Genomic DNA, 20,127 nt, shown 5'->3' with positions numbered 1-20,127 from the left:
TACGTTGGCTCCGTTCTGACTGAATCAAGAAAAAGTGGGATTACAAGGCGTAAAAATCAGTCAATTCTAACAATTGCTTGTTTTCATTCAGTACCTTGGATTCTAATGAACGCTGCTGTTCATCAAATTTTAAGCCACACATGGCTAAATCCAAAGCAACCAAAGCCATGACAGCATTGGGGTCTGAACTATTGGTCTGTTGTTCATAGTATTTTACTAATTTGTTAACCAAATTGGCTGCGTTTCGTACACATGCCTCTTCCAATGGATCAACCTTCATGGCGATGGTTTGAATACCCAAAATAAGATTACACGGTAGGTTTTGGCTCATGGTTGACGCAATTGCTCAATACACTGATCTATTTTTACGATATATTCTTCTAACTTTTCCTTCAATTCAGCAGTCGGGACCGCTGTGTTATCTGTATTAACTACAATTTTAACAATTTTATCTGATTTTTTAAAGTTTTTCTCCAATTCTTTTAGGCGACGTTGGGCCTTAGCTAGCTCTTCTGTTTTACAATCTAACTTTTCCTGAGCAGTCTGTAATTGCCTTTGTAAATCATGAATCGTGCCTTCATTTTCCTGCAAACGAGTTAACATCTGACTAATTTTTAGTCGGAGGCTCAAGTACTGCATTTTAATGTCCTGCTTCATGAGGTAGGAGAATATTAATTGATTTTAATACTGGGTTTTCCGCCTTTCCAGTCTAATTCTTTGAGCATCATAAATAGCAAAAGCAACAATAAGCCCACATTCTGACTAAGTAGTTTAGGAATTCGTATATCCACCAATAATCGTCCAGAAATGATCGCTAAAGCCCCTAGCACTAAGTATAAGAGCATCTCTTTCCATCGGTAGGGGGTTGGGTCATAAATTTGTCCGCCCCAATAACACATTAAGGTCATGATAGCGCTCGACAAGAGAAACGACCATGCACAAGCCATGTATCCGTATACGGGTATCCAAATGATATTCCCCAATATCGTAACAGTTAGTCCTACCAGAGTAATTATAGTGCCCATATAGGTTTTATTGGTTTGCTTAAACCAGACAGACTGAGTGTAATAAATTCCCAAAAGGAGGTTGGCTAACAATAAAATGGGAACTACACCGATACCCTCCCAATAGATTGCTCTCTTCAAAAATAATTGTTGAATCCAAAATAAATTAGAAGAAACACCTACCCAAAGAAAGGTACATACAATGACAAACCAATGAGTTACCAAGGCTAAATTTTCCTTACTGTTACTGCTATTCTTTTGTCCTAAGAAAAAGGGCTCTGCTGAATATTTGAATGCTTGAATCGCCAAACTCATAAATACCGAAAGCTTGTAGCAATTGCCATAGATACCCAAAGCATCTTGGGAACTTTGACCTGGGTAAAACCCTTCTGGTAAATATTCTTCTAATAATAATCGATCAAACATTACATTAAACATGGCGGCCAAACTCATGAACATTATGGGGTAGGAGTAAATCCAAAGTGATTTAAATTCCGCCCAACTCCATTCCCATTGGAAGGATTTGAATTCAGCACCTAGCCAATAAAACAAACTAGCATTGGCTAATAAGTTGGCTAAAAAAATGTAACCCGCTCCAATGGAAGGATCGTATAAATCATGAAGGAAATGAGGCCAATTAGCTCCCCAAAGGCCATCATGTAGCGGTTTTAATCCCACAAGGAAAAACAAATTGAGGCCAACATTAATCAAGATGGAAATGATTTTTGCCAAGACAAATTTTTTGATTTTTTGTTCCAGTCGTAAACGAGCAAAAGGAATGGCTGTGATGGCATCAATAGCCAAAATCAAAGCCAACCACTTCAAAAATACGCCTTTCCCTGCATAACCCAGCTGTGCCATCAAGGGGTCTGAAAATAGAAACAAAATCAAGGTAAACAGGCCAGAACTTAGAATAATAGCAGAAAGGATGATGTTGTAATACTTTTGATGTGCCTCTTTGGCAAAGCGGAAATAGGCGGTTTCCATGCCATAGGTATATATAATATTGGCAATGGCCATGTAACCATATAGCTTTACATTGATACCTAACTCTGCTGGTAAAAATGCCCAAGTGTGTACGAATACCAATAAAAAGTTGAGGGAGCGCCCCAGGATAGTACTGAATCCATAGGAAAGCGTTTCGCCAGCTAATTTTTTGAGTATGGACATAGGTTGATGTTACCAAAAACCAAAGTTACATTTTTTCTGAGGATCCCGGTTTACTCCGCTCAGAAAATGACCATGGTCAAAGTGCTATTGTTTTTGATAGCCTATAGTTTGGTAAAAATGCTCCGCGTAATTTTCACTTAAAGGGATATGATTTTCACCGATTTTTATTTTTTGATTTCGAATGGATTCCACTTTTTTTAAGGAAACGATGAAGGATTTATGGATTCGGAGGAAATCGCTTGAAGGTAGTTTTTCCTCTATGGACTTCATGGTCATCCGACAAACTACTGGGAATTTTTGAGTTTTCAAATGTATTTTGATGTAGTCTTTTAAGCCCTCTATATACAGGATATCATCCAGCATGATTTTCATTAAGGAATAATCGGCATGTATAAAAATGTATTCTAATTTAGTACTATCTGCCGTATTTAATCCTAATGATTTCTTGCTTTTATAGAAGTCCAAAGCCTTATTTGTGGCTTTAAGAAAGCGTTCAAAAGAAATGGGTTTCAATACATAATCCACCACATCTAAATTGAATCCCTCTATGGCATATTGCTGGTAGGCAGTAACAAAAATTACCATGGGTTTTTGGGTCATGCCTTCCAAAAACTGTACACCTGTCAATCCTGGCATTTGAATGTCCAAAAAAATCAAATCAACGGGAAATTTTTGCAAATAATCCATGGCTTCAAATGCATTACGGCAACGAGCCTCCAATTTTAGAAATGGAATTTTAGCGATATTATCTTCCAATAAGTCGAGAGCCAGACTTTCATCGTCCACTGCTATACAACGCAAAATGGTGGATGGAACTTCAGCAAATTTTTCGTTTGATTCCTCTTCTGACATAACTAGGTATGATGGATTTCTAATTCTATTTGGTAGTATTCTCCCTCTTCCGTAATCTTTAGTTGATGCTGATCAGGATAAAGTAATTCTAATCGGCGTTTTACATTGGCTAAACCGATTCCTGAACTATCATCTTTTTTCTCACTGACTTGAGAGCTTACTTTATTACGAACACCAAAATACAATTTTTCGCGGTCATCCAAGAGTGTAATCTCAATAATGGGATTGAGTACCATACCTACACCATGCTTGAAAGCATTTTCCACGAAAGGGATTAATAACATCGGTTCAATGGAATTGGGAGTGTCAGATAATCGGTGGTTGAAGGTAATTTCAATGTCATTCCCAAAACGTATTTTTTGTAGTTCAATGTAGTTTTCCAAGTAAATCATTTCCTTGCTGATGGCCACTTTCGCATCAGTAGTTTCATAAATCATGTAGCGCATTAATTCGGACAATTTAATCACTACAGATTCCACCATTTCTGGTTTTCTACGAGATAAGGAAACGATGCTATTCAACACATTGAACATGAAATGTGGACTGATTTGAGATCTCAAAAATGATAGTTCCGATTTTAATCGCTCATTTTCTTCTTCTTTTTGAATTTCCTTTTCTTTTAAATTATCAGAAAGGAATCGATAGGAAACCCCGATGGCAATGATGAATAAAAGCTGGAATATGGTACCCATGAATGGCCCCCTTCTAAATCCACCTCCTCGACTACCTTTTACATGATCTGAAATAATGATTAATTCTTGTAGTTGATAATACACCCAAATCATACCAGGGATGGCAATGGAAAGCAAAATTAAATATAAGATGATTCCCCTTTTCTTTAATATTTTTGGAATTAGGATTTCCGTATTCAAATAGAAAAACGGCATATTAGTAAAAGCGAAAGCTACAAAAAATAAGGTCCAAGAATTGTATCGCTGTAAGGCCTGAGGGTCTGTAGTGTTGGGACTAGGGCGCATCCAATAAGGCAAAGCCAAAAAACATGTCCAGAAGATGACATGAAGCAAGATGGGTTTGAATCGAATGTTTTTATTTGGCATTGTTTTTAGGGTACATGGTCTTCAAATTAACTTATAAATTCTTATATTTCTCATAAATTTTCTACCATATTCCCAATTGTGCCGATGAAGTTGCCAATTGATTTTTTGGTAGAAATAAATTTTCAACCCCAAGATTACCCAAACCTAATGTTTAAAATGAAAAAACTCTTACTCTTCTTGTTATGGCCCGGTTTAGCTTGGGCTCAGCAGGAAATAGCCCTCCATGATTTAAGTGCATTTGATCATCCGAGTACTAATTGGACTGTTGAACAATCCGTTATAGCCAGTAGTTCGGATACTTCTTTTCAGGTTTCGCCAGGAAAAGGAATATTGGTAAATACGCTTAGAAATGGTAAGTACAAGCGTTCAGATGATTTAAAATTCAAATTAAACCATGGAGATATTCGCTTGATGCTAGATTTTATGTTGCCCAAAGGCGCAAACTCCGGGATCTATCTACAAGGTCGATATGAAGTACAATTATTTGATTCTTATGCGAAAAAACAGCGCATGAAATTTGGAGATTGTGGTGGAATATATGAGCGCTGGGATGATACCCGAGGAAAGGGAAATGAAGGCTATGAGGGTTATGCCCCTAGACAAAATGCTTGTAAAGCTCCAGGCTTATGGCAAACGATTGAAATAGAATTCCAATCGCCGAGATTTGATGCTACTGGCAAAAAGATTCAAAATGCAATCTTTAAAAAAGTGATTTTGAATGGAGTTTTAATCCAGGAGAATATCGAAGTTTCTGGTATGACAAGAGGGGCATTATTCGATAAAGAGGCAGCTTTAGGTCCCATCATTATCCAAGGTGATCACGGTCCTATTGCCTTTAAAAATATCAAATATGAAACTTATGAAAAGCCATCGGTAAGCATAAGTGATTTGAATTATAGTTATTATGAAGGCGCATTTACGAATCTTCAGGCCAATAATGCCACAGCTTTACTTAAAGGCAAAGCCAGTGAGATAACAGGAAAAATCATTAAGGTACAAAAAGATTTTCTTTTAGTTTATGAGGGACAATTACATGTTCCAGAAACGGATACCTATGAATTTATTAGCCAATGGACAGGGAAGGGACGTTTGGAAGTGGATGGCCAGGCATTGAATCAAGGAGATTATTGGTATTCTGATCGAGTGAGCAAGTCGATGAACTTAACAGCCGGAAAGCATTCTTTTAAATTGAGTTTTAGCAAGGACTTTTCCTGGGGAAATCGAGCCTTGGGATTATTTGTTAAACGGATAGGATCGCATGTGGTCGCATTGCATGCTAGAACCTCTTTGCCAGACCAAGAAGCAGTAGGTTTAATTGAGGTAAAGGCAGATGCAGAACCCGTTTTTCAGCGTTCATTTGCTTTTCATCAAGGAACTAAAAAGACTCACGTGATTCATGTAGGAGATCCTGCTGGAGTGCATTATAGCTATGATTTAAATCAGGGAAGTATTTTACAAGTTTGGAGAGGTAAGTTTCTTAATGCCACTCAAATGTGGGAGAACCGTGGTGAGCCACAGACGGCAGAGCCTATGGGTTTAAATCAAGTTTTAGACGGTAAATTCCCATTGGTACCCTCAGGTCAAGCGCAACCAGATTCTATAAACCAGGCTTCATGGGTTTATAAGGGTTATCGTATTCTGCAGGGTAGACCTATTTACATGTACCAATGGAATGACCTTTTATTAGAAGATACTTGGGTGCCTAATGCTTCTGGCACAGGTTGGACGAGAACATTGTCCTGGAAATCAACTCAAGGGACAAATCCAGCTTTGGACTTAGTGTTGACAACGAGCAATAGCATAGAAAAAATTCAATCAGGATTGTTAGCGGTGGATAGTCAACATTACTTCATTCAATGGAATGGTCCTATGGAGTCTATCCAACGGTTGGAAAACGGAAGGCAGCAAGCGCGAATTCCAGTGCAAGGAAATAGTATCTCATATCAAGTGATCTGGTAAACCTAATTTAAATATGAAACAGTCAGTTAGTATCTTATTATTATTCATTTCCACGTTTGTCATGGCACAAAATCCAGCGGCAAAAACAGAAAAGGATTATTATGAAATAAAAACATTACCCATTCCTCAAGATATTTATTTGGAAATAGGAGGTTTAGCCACCATGCCTGATGGTAGACTAGCAGTTAGTACTAGACGAGGAGAAATTTGGATCATTGATAATCCTTACCAAAAGGAAAGTCATCAGACCTATTACCGACGATTTGCTAGTGGTATGCATGAGATTTTGGGATTGGCATATAAGGATGGGGCTTTTTATTGCTCACAGCGGGGTGAATTAACCAAAGTGACAGATACGGATCGCGATGGAGTGGCTGATCGTTATGAGCCTATTTATCAATTTCAGCTGTCTGGCAACTATCATGAATACACTTATGGTCCTGTTTTTGATAAAAATGGAGATATGTGGGTTACCTTGAATTTGGCTTGGGTAGGTTTTGGCGAAGGTAAATTTGCTAAATGGAGAGGATGGTTAGTCAAGATTAGCCCCGATGGGAAATTAGAGCCTTTTGCGGCTGGATTACGCTCACCTGCGGGTTATAGCATTAATCAAGAGGGTGATATTTTTTATGGGGAAAACCAGGGCGACTGGGTAGGTTCTGGACGTGTGACGCACTTGGCCAAGGGAGATTTTGCGGGTAATCCTGGGGGATTGAAATGGGCCAAAGAACCTAATAGTCCATTCAAATTGACTTTGGAAGAGATTCCAGACAATGGTTCACCGATGTTTGAGGCTGCCAAAAAAGTGAAAAATTTAAAGCTACCTGCTGTGTGGTTTCCGCATGCTATCATGGGAATTTCTACATCGGATATTTTACAAGATACCACCAAAGGGAAGTTCAGTCCATTCCCTGGCCAGTATTTTGTAGCTGACCAAGGGCAATCTAAAGTAATGCGAATGGGATTGGAAAAGGTAAATGGAGTCTATCAAGGATTTTGTATCAATTACCGTGAGGGTTTCCAATCAGGTATTTTGAGAGAGCGCTTTGGTTTGGATGGAAGTATGTTTGTAGGAATGACCTCTCGTGGATGGGGATCCACAGGTAAAGACAATTTTGGCTTACAACGCTTGGTTTGGAATGGAATAACCCCATTTGAAATCAATATGATTGAGGCAAGACCCGATGGATTTGAAATAAGTTTTACCCAGGCAGTAGATGTTAATTCAGTTAAGAAGGCGGCATCTTATGCGATTAGGTCTTATATCTATAAATACCAGCATCAATATGGAAGTCCGATTATTGATGTCAAGGATGTCGGAATAAAGGGAATTGAAGTTTCCTCTGATAAAAAGAAGGTTAGAATCGTGCTGGATAATATCCGTCAATATTTTATCCACGAATTTAAATTGTCGGGAGTGAAAAATGAAGCTGGAGATTTGTTGCTACATGAAACAGCCTATTATACACTTAACCAGATTCCTGCTGGAGAAAAACTTCAATTAAACATGAGCAATGCTCCATTGCTAGAAAAGGTTGTGCCTGAGAAAAAGGTAAGCAAAGTTGAATCTAGCAAGCCGAGTACAATAATTTCCGATAATGAGGCTATGGCCTTATTAAAAAAGCATACTTGCGTGGCTTGTCATGCCCGTGAGGAGAGATTGATTGGTCCATCCTTCACAGATATTTCTAAGCGCAAGTACAGTGATAAGCAAATTTTATCATTGGTATATAAGCCAAATCCTAAGAATTGGCCAGATTTTGCTACAGAGATGGCACCTATGTCTCATGTCCCAGCAAAGGATGTTTTGAAAATAGCATCCTGGATTAATGGACTTACCCAAAAAAGAGCCTATGACGCTCTAATCAATCGGGATTAACATAAAAAAAGCCCCCTAAGAAATTAGGAGGCTTTTTTATTTAAGGGAAAATAAATTTTAGGCCTTCGGTTTTACAGATCCTGAAATCATCAAAATGATTTGAGATGTAGAACCATTGTTGATTACCGTAATGGTTTTACTGAAATTTCCAGGTCTACCGGTCGAGTTGTAAGAGGCCGTTACCTTACCAGTTTTACCCGGCATAATGGGTTCTCTTGTCCAATCTGGTGTGGTGCAACCACAAGATGGCTGAACATTAGAAATGACTACTGGAGCATTTCCTGTGTTAGTGAATTCAAAGCTATAGGTAGCTTGAACACCTTCGGCGATGGTACCGAAATCATGCTTTTCTTTTTTGAATTTTAAAGTTCCTTGGGCGTTGGATTGAAATGCAAAACCTACTAGCAAAGCCAAAATACCAATTAATTTTTTCATGCTTCTTTGTTTGAAATTTTTCAATGTGTGTTTAGCAAAGCTAAAACAAAGCTAAGATTCAGCAAAAAAAATCACCTATTTTTTATGTAAGAATTGAATGACTGGGTATTTGGCTCACGATTATTTTATCGTATTTTTACCTTGCAATTTTTAATGAATTTCCATTGATTATATCCAAAACCAAACAATTTTCACGCGTTGAGATTGATTTCAATCCAGACCATGTGTTGGAAGATTACCGTTTGGCAGTCATCAGCAGACAATGTAGCTTGCTCGTGCGTAAGGAAGTTTTTTCTGGTAGAGCGAAGTTTGGTATCTATGGTGACGGTAAAGAATTATGTCAAATTGCCCTGGCTAGATCCATGCGTTTAGGGGATTATATCTCTGGGTATTATCGAGACCAAACGATTGGAATTGCCATTGGAGATTTAACTTGGCCACAGTATTTTGCCCAATTATACGGTCATCCTGATCGGAATTTTGATCCTCATTCGGCTGGTCGACAAATGAATAATCACCATGCTACGCGCTGGTTAGATGAGGCTGGAGAGTGGTTAGATCAAACTAATCAATATAATTCTGTCGCAGGGGTATCTTCTACGGCTATGCAAATTCCGCGTTCTTTAGGAATTGCGTACGCCTCCAAAATGTATCAATTTAGGAAAGATCTAGCCGAACATAAATCCAAGTTTTCCAAGGATGGTAAAGAAGTTTGTTTTACCACCATCGGTGATGCGTCAACTTCTGAGGGGATGTTTTTGGAATGTGTGAATGCCGCAGGTGTTTTGCAAGTACCCATAGTATTCTCTGTTTGGGATGATGGATACGGTATTTCTGTGCCCATAGAGTTTCAAACAACGAAATCATCCATCTCCAAAGCATTAGCTGGATTTCAGCGCAATGAGCTGGAGAAAGGAATTGAAATTATTCAAGTACGAGCCTGGGATTATCCAGGATTGATTCAGGCATATCAAAGAGCGGCCCATTTGGCCCGAGAGGAATTTGTGCCATGTTTAGTGCATGTCATGGAATGTACTCAACCTCAAGGGCATTCGGCTTCAGGTTCCCATGAACGTTATAAATCCTCTGAGCGTTTGGCTTGGGAACATGAGATGGATTGCAATTTGCTTTTCAGGCAGTGGATTTTGGATCAAGGAATGGCTTCTGAGGAGCAATTGAAAGCCATCGATGAGGCCGCTGTACTAGAGGCTAGAAAATATCAAAAAGAGGCATTTGCAGCTTATATGGCTTCTATTGAGCCAGATAAAAAAGTATTTTTGCGCATTGCGCAAAATTTAATGGAGTCTACCAATGAGGCTAATCTTTTGTCGCCCATTTTGAATGAATTAAAACAATTGCCATATCCAATATTCAGTGATTTGGTACGTGCAGGAAGAAAAACATTGAGGGCATTTCGGGTGTACCAAGGTCCTGCTGTGAAATTACTTAGAAAATGGTTGAGCGAATTGGAGGAAAGAAATCAACGTAGATTCAGTTCACATCAAATCAGTCAATCCGAGCATTCGCCTTTATTAGTTGATCCTATCAAACCTGTTTATTCCAAAAATCCTACTTTGATAGATGGTCGGGAAATTTTGAATAAAACCTTTGCCTATCTACTAGAAGACCCTCGGGTGTTTATTTTGGGGGAAGACGTTGGTAAAATTGGGGATGTGAATCAGACCTTAGCGGGATTGCAAGAGGTTTTTGGTGATTTGAAAATTACGGATACGGGCATTCGAGAGGTAAGCATCGTGGGGCAGGGGATAGGTTCTTCCATGCGTGGACTAAGACCAATTGTTGAAATTCAATATTTGGATTATATATTTTATCCTTTTCCTGTTTTGTCAGATGATTTGGCATGCTTGCATTACCGCACTGCAGGTGGACAAAAGGCTCCGATGATTTTAAGAACCCGTGGGCACCGTTTGGAAGGAATATGGCATTCGGGTAGTCCGATGGCCGTTTTGATTAATGGATTACGAGGAATACATTTCTGCGTCCCTAGAAATATGACGCAAGCAGCAGGGATGTATCGGACCCTATTAAAGGGAGATGATCCTGGAATTGTGGTTGAGTGCTTGAATGGGTATCGCCTAAAAGAAGCTTTACCGGATAACTTATCTGAAATTACAGTTCCCTTGGGTGTTCCTGAGGTATTACGTGAAGGAACAGATATTACGGTGGTTACTTATGGTTCCATGTGTCGCATTGTCATGGAAGCTTCTGAGAATTTAGCAGGTATGGGAATTTCTGTGGAAGTGATCGATGTGCAGACTTTATTGCCCTTTGACCGTACACATAGTATCGCGGCCTCCATACAAAAAACACATCGAGTACTTTTTGCCGATGAAGATATGCCCGGAGGAACTACTGCCTACATGATGCAGGAAGTATTAGATAAACAAGGGGCCTTCGCTTGGCTAGATACGGCTGCTAGGTGCTTGTCTTCGCCACCACATCGTCCAGCATACAGTTCTGATGGAGATTATTTCTCCAAACCGAATGTTGAAAATGTGGTGGATACCGTATATGAAATGATGAGAGAGTCTGATCCAGGACTTTTCCCTGCAATTTATTTCTAGCTATGTCTGCACTAAGTCTTTATTTTCGGCAAATTAAATCGGCCATTTCAAGTACTCGCAAAGGCTTGGCTTTGACTTGGAAGCACGCTTGGAATGCTCGAAATCAAAGGACTATCCAAAACGTACAACATGCAGATTATTTTAAGTCGAATGAGGGCGTTTTTACCCTAGAATATCCGCATCAGGAAATTCCGACGCCCGTTAATGGACGGTATCAATTGCATAATGAAATGGATGATTGTATCGTTTGCGACAAATGCGTGAAGGTTTGTCCAGTCGATTGCATTGAAATAGAACCTATTAAAGCCACAGGTCTAGTGGGTTATACCTCGGATGGTTCTCCGATTCGTTTATATGCTGCCAAGTTTGATATTGACATGTCGAAGTGCTGCTTTTGTGGATTGTGCACGACAGTCTGTCCTACTGAATGTCTTACCATGACTTCGGAATATGATTTTTCTGTTTTTGATGTTAAAGAGCATAATTTTTCATTTGCCAATTTAAGTCCGGAGCAAGCGGCTGAAAAAAAGCAAATGTACGAGCAGTTTGTAGCAGAGAAAGAAGCTTTGAAGCAATCCAGCGCTAATGCTGCGTTGGCTCCAGTAGAGGAGACTAAGCCTGTGGCCAAACCCGCATTTAAACCTATTTTCAAGCCGAAGGCAGATGCTAGTACTGAATCATCACCCGCGGAGGAAGTAAAGCCTGCGGCCAAACCTGCATTTAAACCTAGCTTCAAGCCGAAGGCAGATGCTAGTGCTGAATCATCACCCGCGGAGGAAGTAAAGCCTGCGGCCAAACCTGCATTTAAACCTAGCTTCAAGCCGAAGGCAGATGCTAGTGCTGAATCATCACCCGCGGAGGAAGTAAAGCCTGTGGCCAAACCTGCATTTAAACCTAGCTTTAAGCCTAAGCCCCCACAAACAGAATCATGAGCCCAATGATTGCCTCTTTCTTGGTCTTGACCATGTTGACATCTGCAAGTGCTCTAGCTATGGCTTGGACAAAAAATTTATTGCATGCTGCATTGTCCATGTTTTTATGTATGTTGGGTTTAGCGGGATTATATGTCATGGCATATGCTGATGTGATGGCGGTTTCTCATTTATTGATTTACGTGGGAGGTGTCCTGATTTTGATATTATTTGGAATCATGCTGACGCAACAACCCGGTAAAGTAAGAGCAGAAATGCAAAATGATTTAGAAACTAAGCAATCAGGCCGTTTTTGGGCAATGTCAATTAGTATCTCGACCTTCCTAGGGATTATCTGGATATTGACTCGTTCGTCCATTACTTGGGCTATGTATTCCGATGAGGCTCAAAAGTCCTCTAAATTGACTTACCTAGGTTTAACTTTATTGACGGAGTATTCATTTGCCTTTGAGTTAGTCGGTGTATTTTTATTGGTAGCATTGGTTGGATCCACCTATATTGCGAAGCATCATGAATGAGATACCTTTGATTTATTTTTTAATGGTGAGCGCCTTACTTTTTTCAGTGGGATTAGCCATCATGCTATTAAAGCGAAACATGATTTTTGTTCTAATGGGGATAGAGTTGATGTTGAATGCGGCAAACCTGAATTTGATTGCTTTTTCTCGTCATGATGATCGAATCCAAGGACTAGCTTTTTCTGTATTTGTATTGGTGGTAGGTGTCTGTGAAATGACCATTGCCCTAGCCATTATTTTACAAGTTTATCGTCAATTTAAACACATTGATCTGGGTTCAGAGAAATCGAGATTTTAGTCTACCCAATCTTTGATTTGTTGTTTTAGGCTCAAAGCCTTCATTTTTCCCAAAACCTTTTCGAGTTCTTCCATGGGTGCTTCATGGATATTTTTAATAGTTCCGAATTTTTTCAACAATTTTTGGGCAGTTAATTTTCCGATGCCATCTAATTCTTCTAAGTGACTTACAATAAAATGCTTGCTCCGTTTATTTCGATGTGCAGTTATACCAAAACGATGTGCCTCGTCCCTTAGTTGTTGGATGAGTTTAAGCGATTCTGATTTTTTGTCGATGTACAGTGGCAAACTGTCCTCAGGAAAATAAATCTCCTCTAAACGTTTGGCAATACCAATGATGGGAATTTGTCCGTAGATGCCTATGGATTTCAGCGCATCGCAGGCAGCACTAAGTTGTCCTTTCCCTCCATCGATGATGATTAAGTCGGGTAAGTTAGCTTCCTCTTCTATTAAACGGGAGTACCTTCTACCGACTACCTCTGTCATGGTAGCAAAGTCATTGGGTCCCTCTACGGTCTTGGGTGTGAAAAGGCGATATTCTTTTTTAGCAGGAACTCCTTGAATGAAACAGACCATGGCAGATACAGGGTGGGAGCCTTGTAAATTGGAATTATCAAAACATTCAATTCTTTGGGGTAATTTACTCAAATGCAAATCATTCTTCAGGGTGAGTAACACCCGCATTTTTCGGTCGCCTCCACTTTCCTCTGCAGCTTTTCTATCGGCCTTTTCTTTTCTAAAATAAAGTACATTTTTTAAGGACATATCCAGCAACTTTTTTTTATCGCCCATTTGTGGGATATGATTTTTGACTCCTTGAAATTCGATGGTCATGGGAATGTTGCTGATAATCTCTTTGGCGCTGCTTTGGAATTCCTCTCTTTTTTCCCAAATTAACATGGTTAAGACATCGGCTTCGTCCTCCTTTAATTTTTTCTTGACTTCCCAAGTTTGAGATTGTACAATGGTTCCATTGTTTACTTTCATGAAATTGATGTAGGAAAGCTGTTCGTCTGAAACAATAGAAAATACGTCTACATCATGAATGGCAGGATTAACAACGGTAGATTTAGCTTGGAAGTTTTCCAATAGCTGCCATTTTTCTTTCCATTCTTGTGCTTGTTCAAATGCTAGTTTGTCGGCAGCCTCTTGCATTTTTTCAACGAAATACAACTTGGGCTTTTGATAGTTACCTTTTAGTATTTGGGAGATCTGTTCAATGTATTGTAAATAATCTTCTTCAGTTTGCAGATTTTCACACGGCCCTTTGCAGTTGCCAATATGGTATTCTAGACAAACTTTAAATTTCCCTTCCTCGATGGCATTTTGCTTGAGGTTCAATGAACAGGTCCTGATAGGAAATAGCTGGTGAATAATTTCCAGCAAAGTGTTCATGGATTTTGGGTTGGCAAAAGGTCCATAAAATGTACCTTGAGCATGATTGATTCTTCGAGCTGTTAAAATACGTGGGAATCGCTCATGACTTATACAAATAAAAGGGTAAGTTTTGTCGTCTCGTAAAAGGATATTGTACTTCGGCTGAAATTGCTTGATTAGCGTATTTTCCAATAAAAGTGCATCAAATTCAGAGTGTACGATAGTAAATTCTAGTTTCTGAATTTGTTGAACGAGCCGACGGGTTTTAGTATCATGGTTTTTAGGATTAACAAAATAGCTACTGATCCTATTTTTTAGATTTTTTGCTTTCCCTATATAGATGATATGGTCTTCTGCATCGAAGTATCGATACACTCCAGGTTCCTCGGGTAGGGAATGTAATATGCTTTTGGGATCGAAGCTATTCATAGCTCAAATTTAATAAATCATTTTGAAAATCTATTTTTGTATTTTTCTAAGAATATGAACCTTTTTACGTATAGATATTTGCTTTTTTAGTTTATTTTTTTGCTACAAAAGTTCATGCAGGTTGTTTAACAGGGCTTAAACAAGATTTAATGAATTAATAACAATGTCTCAATGTATCATAAGTATATAATAAATTGCTTATTAAGTGCATTTTCCAATAAATAATACAATACCGTTAAAAATTTGCATTTATTGCTTGCAGATTAGTATTGAATTACACATATTTGGAGGTATTCTAAGCTATAGGATAGTTAAGGATAGTTTAGTTCTTAGAAGAATTATATCATTTAGTAGGGTGCCGATTTCTAAGTGACTATTAAATGAATGTAAATATTTCAAGAATTTGCTTTCCTTTAAATGTTAAACGCTAAACACTTATAAAACGAAAGGAGGTCCGATGATTTAAAAAAGGGCGATTATTCAAACGCAACATTTTAAATAAATAATTAATCAACTATTACTTATGAAACACAAATATTATCAAAATTTCAAAAGCTTCTTTTTGCTAGCTATTATGGTGCTAGGGAGCTTTGCGTCATTTGCTCAAGACCGCAAGGTTTCGGGTAAAGTGGTTGGTACCGATTCACAAGGTATCCCTGGCGTTAGTATATTGGTAAAAGGAACCAATACAGGAACCACTACTGATATTAATGGAGCATTTTCGATTTCAGTTAAATCTGCAAACACTGTTTTGTCCATTTCTGCAGTAGGTTACAAGACAAAAGAAGTATCTGTAGGTTCTCAAGCCTCAGTTTCGGTTACATTAGAAGAAGATGTTAGCCAATTGAGTGAGGTTATCGTTACAGGTTACTCGGTAACCAACAAAAAAGAGTCCACAGCCGCTGCATCTATTGTTAAGGCCAAGGACTTACAAATTGCCCCTTCAGGAAACGTTGAACAACAATTACAAGGTCGTGTGGCCGGTGTTACTTTGATCACAAACGGTCAGCCAGGTACCAACAGTATCATTCGTGTACGTGGTTTTGGTGCATTCGGTGGTAACGAACCATTGTACATTGTTGATGGAGTACCAGTAGGATCTACTGATTTCTTATCACCAGATGATATTGAAAGTACTACTGTTTTAAAAGACGCTGCAGCCGCTTCTATCTATGGAGCTCGTGCAGCTAACGGTGTAATCGTTTACACTACCAAGCGTGGTGCAAAAGGAAAAAAACCTTTACAAATTACTTATGATGGATTATATGGTGGAACAGACCCTAACGTAAATGGTGCTCCAAAAATGTTGACTCCACAAGAGCAGGCTGATTGGACACACGTAGCCTACCGTAATAACGCGGCTGCTAACGGAACTGCAGTGTCTTACTCTCACCCACAATATGGTACTTCAGCACAAGCTACTTTACCAACATATTTGCACTTCAATGGACAAAATGGTGTAAGAGGAGCAGTAGATATGGCTGCAGCTCAAGCTGCCTATGCTGCTAATCCATTAACGACTTTTGTTATTCGTCCAAATTTAGCGGGTACTAACTGGTATGACGAGATTACTCGTTTCGGTACTACTCAGCGTCATTCATTAGGTTTCAGTGGTGGAACTGACAATGGACGTTTCTATATTGGTTTGTCTGCTCAAGAGCAACAAGGTATTTTATTGGAAAATGATTTCCGTCGTTATTCAGCTCGTTTTAACTCTGAGTTTGATTTAGGAAAGCATGTTAGAATCGGAGAGAACTTACAGTTTACTTACCGTTCAGTAAGAGGTCAATCAGGTGGTAACGGTGGTCTAGGTATCGCTGGTGATGAGTCAGTGATCTTATCTGCTTATCGTATGCCAACGGTTATTCCTGTGCGTGATGATTTTGGAAGTTTTGCGTCTACAAGAGCTGCTGGTTTTAACAACCCACGTAACCCAGTTAGACAATTAATGACCAACCAAATCAATGACCAAAACTACAACGCTAATGCGGTAGGTAACGTGTATGTGGAAGTTGAGCCAATTAAAGATTTGATCATCAAATCTAGCATTGGAGGTCAATACAACAACTCATACTTCGTAAACTATAACTACAGATATTTGGGAGACTCTGAGCCAGAGGCTTCAGATAGCTTCTCAGAAGGATCTGGTTATTCTTTTGCTTGGGTATTCTCTAACACAGTAGCTTACAAATATCAGTGGAGAAAGCACGGTATTAAAGCTTTAGTTGGTTTAGAGTCATTGAACACAGGACGTGGACGTAGCATTTCAGGATCAGGTATCAATCCATTCTCAATGGACTTAGACTTCGTTACTTTGAACGCTGTTCAATCGCCAGTAGTTAACTCAAACTTATTCAGCGGAGTAAACTTCTACTCATTATTCGGTAAAGCTGATTATAACTTCGATGAGAAGTATTATTTAACAGCCGTTGTTCGTCGTGACGGTTCATCTCGTTTCGGTGCTCAAAACCGTTATGGTGTATTCCCTGCATTCTCTGCAGCTTGGCGTGTGACTTCAGAGGAATTCATGAAGGATCTTCCTGCAATCACTGATTTGAAAATCCGTGGAGGTTGGGGTGAAATGGGTAACTCAAACAACGTGGACCCAGCTAACCAATATTCCTTATATGCTGCAAGACGTGATTTGTCTTTCTATCCAATTGACGGACAAAGCTCTGGTGCTAATGAAGGTTATATCCGTTCTCGTATAGGTAACCCTGCTGCTAAGTGGGAGACTTCTGAGACTACCAACATCGGTTTTGATGCTACTTTCTTAAACGGTAAGTGGGAATTGGTATTCGATTTGTGGAGAAAAGATACTCGTGATTTGTTATTCAACGTACCACTTCCTGCGGTTGTTGGACCAAACGCATCTGCTCCATCAGTTAACGTAGCTAAAATGCGTAACGAAGGTATCGACTTCCAAATCATTAACCGTGGTAACATCACTAGTGAGTTGAAATACGAATTGACTTTCAATAACTCATTCTTGAAAAACGAAATCGTAGCATTCGCTCCAGGTATCACTAACTTAACTGGTGGTGCATTCCGTGGTATTACTCCAATCCGTATGGAAATTGGTCGTTCATTATCTTCATTCTATGGCTACAAAGTATTGGGTTATTTCAATACTGCTGCTGAAGTTACTTCTGCTCCTGCTCAATCTGGTGCTGGTGTCGGTCGTTTCCGTTATGCTGATATGGATGGAGATGGTAAAATCACTCCTGCTGACCGTACTTATTTAGGTTCTCCAGTTCCAACTTACACTGGTGGTATCAACGTAGGTTTGACTTACAGAGCATTTGATTTGAACATGTACGTATATGCTTCTGCTGGTAACAAAATTTGGAACCAGTCTAAGTGGTTTACTGACTTCTTCGGAACATTCGAAGGTTCTGGTAAAGGTGAGCGTGCTAAGCAATCATGGACTCCAGCTTTAGGAAACAATGCTTTAGCTCCAATTTGGGAGTCAGCATCTAACATCTCTACTTCAGGTGCTGAGAACTCTTGGTACGTAGAAGATGGAGATTACATCCGTTTCCAGAACATTTCATTAGGATATAACATTCCTACGAAGTTTTCTTCTAAGCTAGGTATCAAGCGTGCCAAGTTGACACTTTCTGCTAATAACTTGTTGACATTCACTAAATACAAGGGATTAGATCCAGGTGTTGGTGGTGCTGCAGATACTAGTTTTGGTATTGACGTTGGTAACTACCCTGTTACTCGTTCATTCAACGCTGCTATCAACTTGTCATTTTAATCCGCGAAAGCCAATTTAAATTAAAATAAAATGAAAAAATATCATATTTTAAAACGATTAGCCTTAGTAAGTGCATCTGCATTTACCTTGACATTCGCTTGTAAGGATCAGTTTTTAGAGGTATTGCCAACGGGTTCATTAGCTCAGGCGCAATTGACTTCTAAGGCTGGTGTGGAAGGTACTCTGATTGGAGCTTACTCAGCATTAGCTGCGAAAAACTTCACTCAGGTAGCTGCTTCAAACAACTGGCTTTGGGGTTCTATCTTAGGTGGTGAGAACAATAAAGGAACCGATGCGGGTGACTTTACTTCCATCAACCCAATTCAGCGTTATGAGTCTTCACCTGTTTCTGGTGATATTAATGGTACTTGGCAAGCAAAATACGAAGGTATTGCGCGTGCAAATGCTACTATTAATTTAGCCAACGAGTCGAAGGTTCTTTCTGCTGCTGATAAAACTCGTATCATCGGAGAAGCACGTTTCTTACGTGGCCACTTCTACTTTGAATTGAAGCGTTTGTTTAACTCTGTACCTTATGTAGACGAGACTTTAGACTACGGTAAGGGAATTGAGAAAGTAGCCAATACTCCAGATATCTGGGGTAAAATTGATGCTGACTTCAAATTTGCTTATGACAACTTGCCTGAGACTCAGTCTTCAGCGGGTCGTGCTAATAAATGGGCTGCAGGTGCTTACTTAGGTAAGTCCTTGTTATACCAAGGTAAATTTGCAGAAGCTAAAGCTATCTTCACTACTGTTATTGCTAATGGTAAAACTACCAATGGCAAGAAGTATGGTTTAGTGCCTAGATTCCAAGATGTATTCAATGCAGCTAACGATAATAACGAAGAAGCTGTATTTGCTATTCAATCATCTATGAATACGGGTAACGTAAATAACTCAAACGCATTTGACGTATTGAACTATCCATACAACACTGGTCCAGATGGTCCAGGTAACTGCTGCGGATTCTTCCAGCCTTCTTTCACTTTAGCTAATGCTTACCGTACTAAAGATGGTTTGCCTTTATTGACTGAAGTTGACGGACAGCCTGCCTACAATGCACCTGAAAATGCAGTAAAGCATGATTACAAAATTGGTTCTAACGATCCATTTACTGAAGATCAAGGCCCATTGGATCCACGTATTGACCACACTATTGGTCGTCGCGGTATTCAATACTTAGACTGGATCGAGCACCCAGGTAAAAACTGGATCCGTGACCAGACTTATGCAGGTCCATATTCTCCTAAGAAATATGTGTATTACAAATCTCAGGAAAATACATTGACAGATGGTTCTGGTTGGACTCGTGGATATGCTACATTGAACTACAACATCATTCGCTATGCTGATGTATTGTTGATGGCTGCTGAAGCAGAAATCAAAGGTGGTGGAAGTTTAGCAACTGCTTTAGGTTATATCAACCAAGTACGTAACCGTGCTGCTAACCCAGCTAGCTTTGTTAAAAATGCTAAAACTGGAGAGTTAGAAGCTAACTACGTAATTGCACCATATACTGCATTTGCTAACGCAGATGAGGCAATGAAAGCACTTAAAATGGAGCGTATGTTAGAATTAGCAACAGAAGGTCACCGATTCTTCGACTTAGTTCGTTGGGGTGATGCGAACAAAGTGTTAAATGCGTATTTAACTTACGAGTCTAAAAACTTAGTAACGATGTTTGGGGGAGCTAAATTCACTACTGGTAAGGAATTCCTTCCTATTCCACAAGCTCAAATTGATATCCAGGGAACTTCTATTTTGAAGCAAAACCCTAGTTATTAATAGTATATTTTTAATTATTAAAAAGGTGGGAACTTGTTCCCACCTTTTTTAATTTTAGCCTACCAATTTTGATATGATGAA

The 20,127-nt window shown here is 39.3% G+C and carries 15 protein-coding genes; 8 read left to right on the top strand and 7 right to left on the bottom strand.

The window, feature by feature from the left end; genetic code table 11:
* Positions 1-40: 40 nt before the first annotated feature.
* From ESB04_RS04205 to ESB04_RS04185, 5 genes are all read right to left on the bottom strand, one after another.
* Entirely contained in the window at positions 41-331 is a 291-nt protein-coding gene (locus ESB04_RS04205; RefSeq protein WP_129026469.1) for a cell division protein ZapA, read from the bottom strand.
* Positions 328-657: a hypothetical protein gene (locus ESB04_RS04200; RefSeq protein WP_129026468.1), complete on the bottom strand. Its 330-nt coding sequence runs from the start codon at positions 655-657 to the stop codon at positions 328-330. The genes ESB04_RS04205 and ESB04_RS04200 overlap by 4 nt, the downstream gene beginning before the upstream one ends.
* A gap of 14 nt (positions 658-671) precedes the next feature.
* A complete protein-coding gene (locus ESB04_RS04195) occupies positions 672-2,174 on the bottom strand; it encodes a lipopolysaccharide biosynthesis protein (RefSeq protein ID WP_129026467.1) in 1,503 nt (500 codons plus the stop codon).
* A gap of 84 nt (positions 2,175-2,258) precedes the next feature.
* Positions 2,259-3,026 (bottom strand): LytR/AlgR family response regulator transcription factor, encoded by a 768-nt coding sequence (locus ESB04_RS04190; RefSeq protein WP_164969590.1) that lies wholly within the window; start codon positions 3,024-3,026, stop codon positions 2,259-2,261.
* Positions 3,027-3,028: 2 nt separating this feature from the next.
* A complete protein-coding gene (locus ESB04_RS04185) occupies positions 3,029-4,084 on the bottom strand; it encodes a sensor histidine kinase (RefSeq protein ID WP_129026466.1) in 1,056 nt (351 codons plus the stop codon).
* Positions 4,085-4,240: 156 nt separating this feature from the next.
* Here ESB04_RS04185 and ESB04_RS04180 point away from each other — a divergent pair, with 156 nt between their 5' ends.
* The gene (locus tag ESB04_RS04180; protein WP_164969589.1) at positions 4,241-6,043 is read left to right on the top strand and encodes a family 16 glycoside hydrolase; all 1,803 of its coding nucleotides are present in this window, start codon (positions 4,241-4,243) and stop codon (positions 6,041-6,043) included.
* Between the two features lie 13 nt (positions 6,044-6,056).
* Positions 6,057-7,922 carry a hypothetical protein gene (locus ESB04_RS04175; RefSeq protein ID WP_129026464.1) on the top strand — a complete coding sequence of 622 codons (1,866 nt, stop codon included), beginning with the start codon at positions 6,057-6,059 and terminating at the stop codon, positions 7,920-7,922.
* A gap of 57 nt (positions 7,923-7,979) precedes the next feature.
* Here ESB04_RS04175 and ESB04_RS04170 read toward each other — a convergent pair whose 3' ends face one another.
* The gene (locus ESB04_RS04170) at positions 7,980-8,357 is read right to left on the bottom strand and encodes a DUF1573 domain-containing protein (protein ID WP_129026463.1); all 378 of its coding nucleotides are present in this window, start codon (positions 8,355-8,357) and stop codon (positions 7,980-7,982) included.
* A 164-nt stretch (positions 8,358-8,521) separates the two neighbouring features.
* Here ESB04_RS04170 and ESB04_RS04165 point away from each other — a divergent pair, with 164 nt between their 5' ends.
* From ESB04_RS04165 to nuoK, 4 genes are read left to right on the top strand one after another with little or no spacing between them, the layout of a single operon-like run.
* A complete protein-coding gene (locus ESB04_RS04165; protein ID WP_235832173.1) occupies positions 8,522-10,942 on the top strand; it encodes an alpha-ketoacid dehydrogenase subunit alpha/beta in 2,421 nt (806 codons plus the stop codon).
* A gap of 2 nt (positions 10,943-10,944) precedes the next feature.
* On the top strand, positions 10,945-11,874 hold the full coding sequence (locus ESB04_RS04160; protein WP_129026462.1) for a 4Fe-4S binding protein: 930 nt from the start codon (positions 10,945-10,947) through the stop codon (positions 11,872-11,874).
* Complete coding sequence (locus ESB04_RS04155) at positions 11,871-12,392, top strand: NADH-quinone oxidoreductase subunit J family protein (RefSeq protein ID WP_129026461.1); 522 nt, start codon at positions 11,871-11,873, stop codon at positions 12,390-12,392. Before ESB04_RS04160 ends, ESB04_RS04155 begins: the two co-directional genes overlap by 4 nt.
* The gene (gene nuoK, locus ESB04_RS04150; RefSeq protein WP_129026460.1) at positions 12,385-12,690 is read left to right on the top strand and encodes an NADH-quinone oxidoreductase subunit NuoK; all 306 of its coding nucleotides are present in this window, start codon (positions 12,385-12,387) and stop codon (positions 12,688-12,690) included. The genes ESB04_RS04155 and nuoK overlap by 8 nt, the downstream gene beginning before the upstream one ends.
* Here the strand turns inward: nuoK and uvrC are convergent.
* On the bottom strand, positions 12,687-14,495 hold the full coding sequence (uvrC, locus tag ESB04_RS04145; RefSeq protein WP_129026459.1) for an excinuclease ABC subunit UvrC: 1,809 nt from the start codon (positions 14,493-14,495) through the stop codon (positions 12,687-12,689). The two genes, nuoK and uvrC, sit on opposite strands and share 4 nt — an antisense overlap.
* A 523-nt stretch (positions 14,496-15,018) precedes the next feature.
* Here uvrC and ESB04_RS04140 point away from each other — a divergent pair.
* Entirely contained in the window at positions 15,019-18,258 is a 3,240-nt protein-coding gene (locus ESB04_RS04140) for a SusC/RagA family TonB-linked outer membrane protein (protein ID WP_129026458.1), read from the top strand.
* A 30-nt stretch (positions 18,259-18,288) separates the two neighbouring features.
* On the top strand, positions 18,289-20,046 hold the full coding sequence (locus ESB04_RS04135) for a RagB/SusD family nutrient uptake outer membrane protein (RefSeq protein ID WP_129026457.1): 1,758 nt from the start codon (positions 18,289-18,291) through the stop codon (positions 20,044-20,046).
* Positions 20,047-20,127 lie beyond the last annotated feature (81 nt).

The organism is Aquirufa rosea (genome assembly GCF_004118285.1).
In the GTDB taxonomy this organism is placed as follows: domain Bacteria; phylum Bacteroidota; class Bacteroidia; order Cytophagales; family Spirosomataceae; genus Aquirufa; species Aquirufa rosea.
The sequence above is the reverse complement of the archived record's forward strand: the minus strand, read 5'-3'. Positions and strand labels throughout refer to the sequence as shown.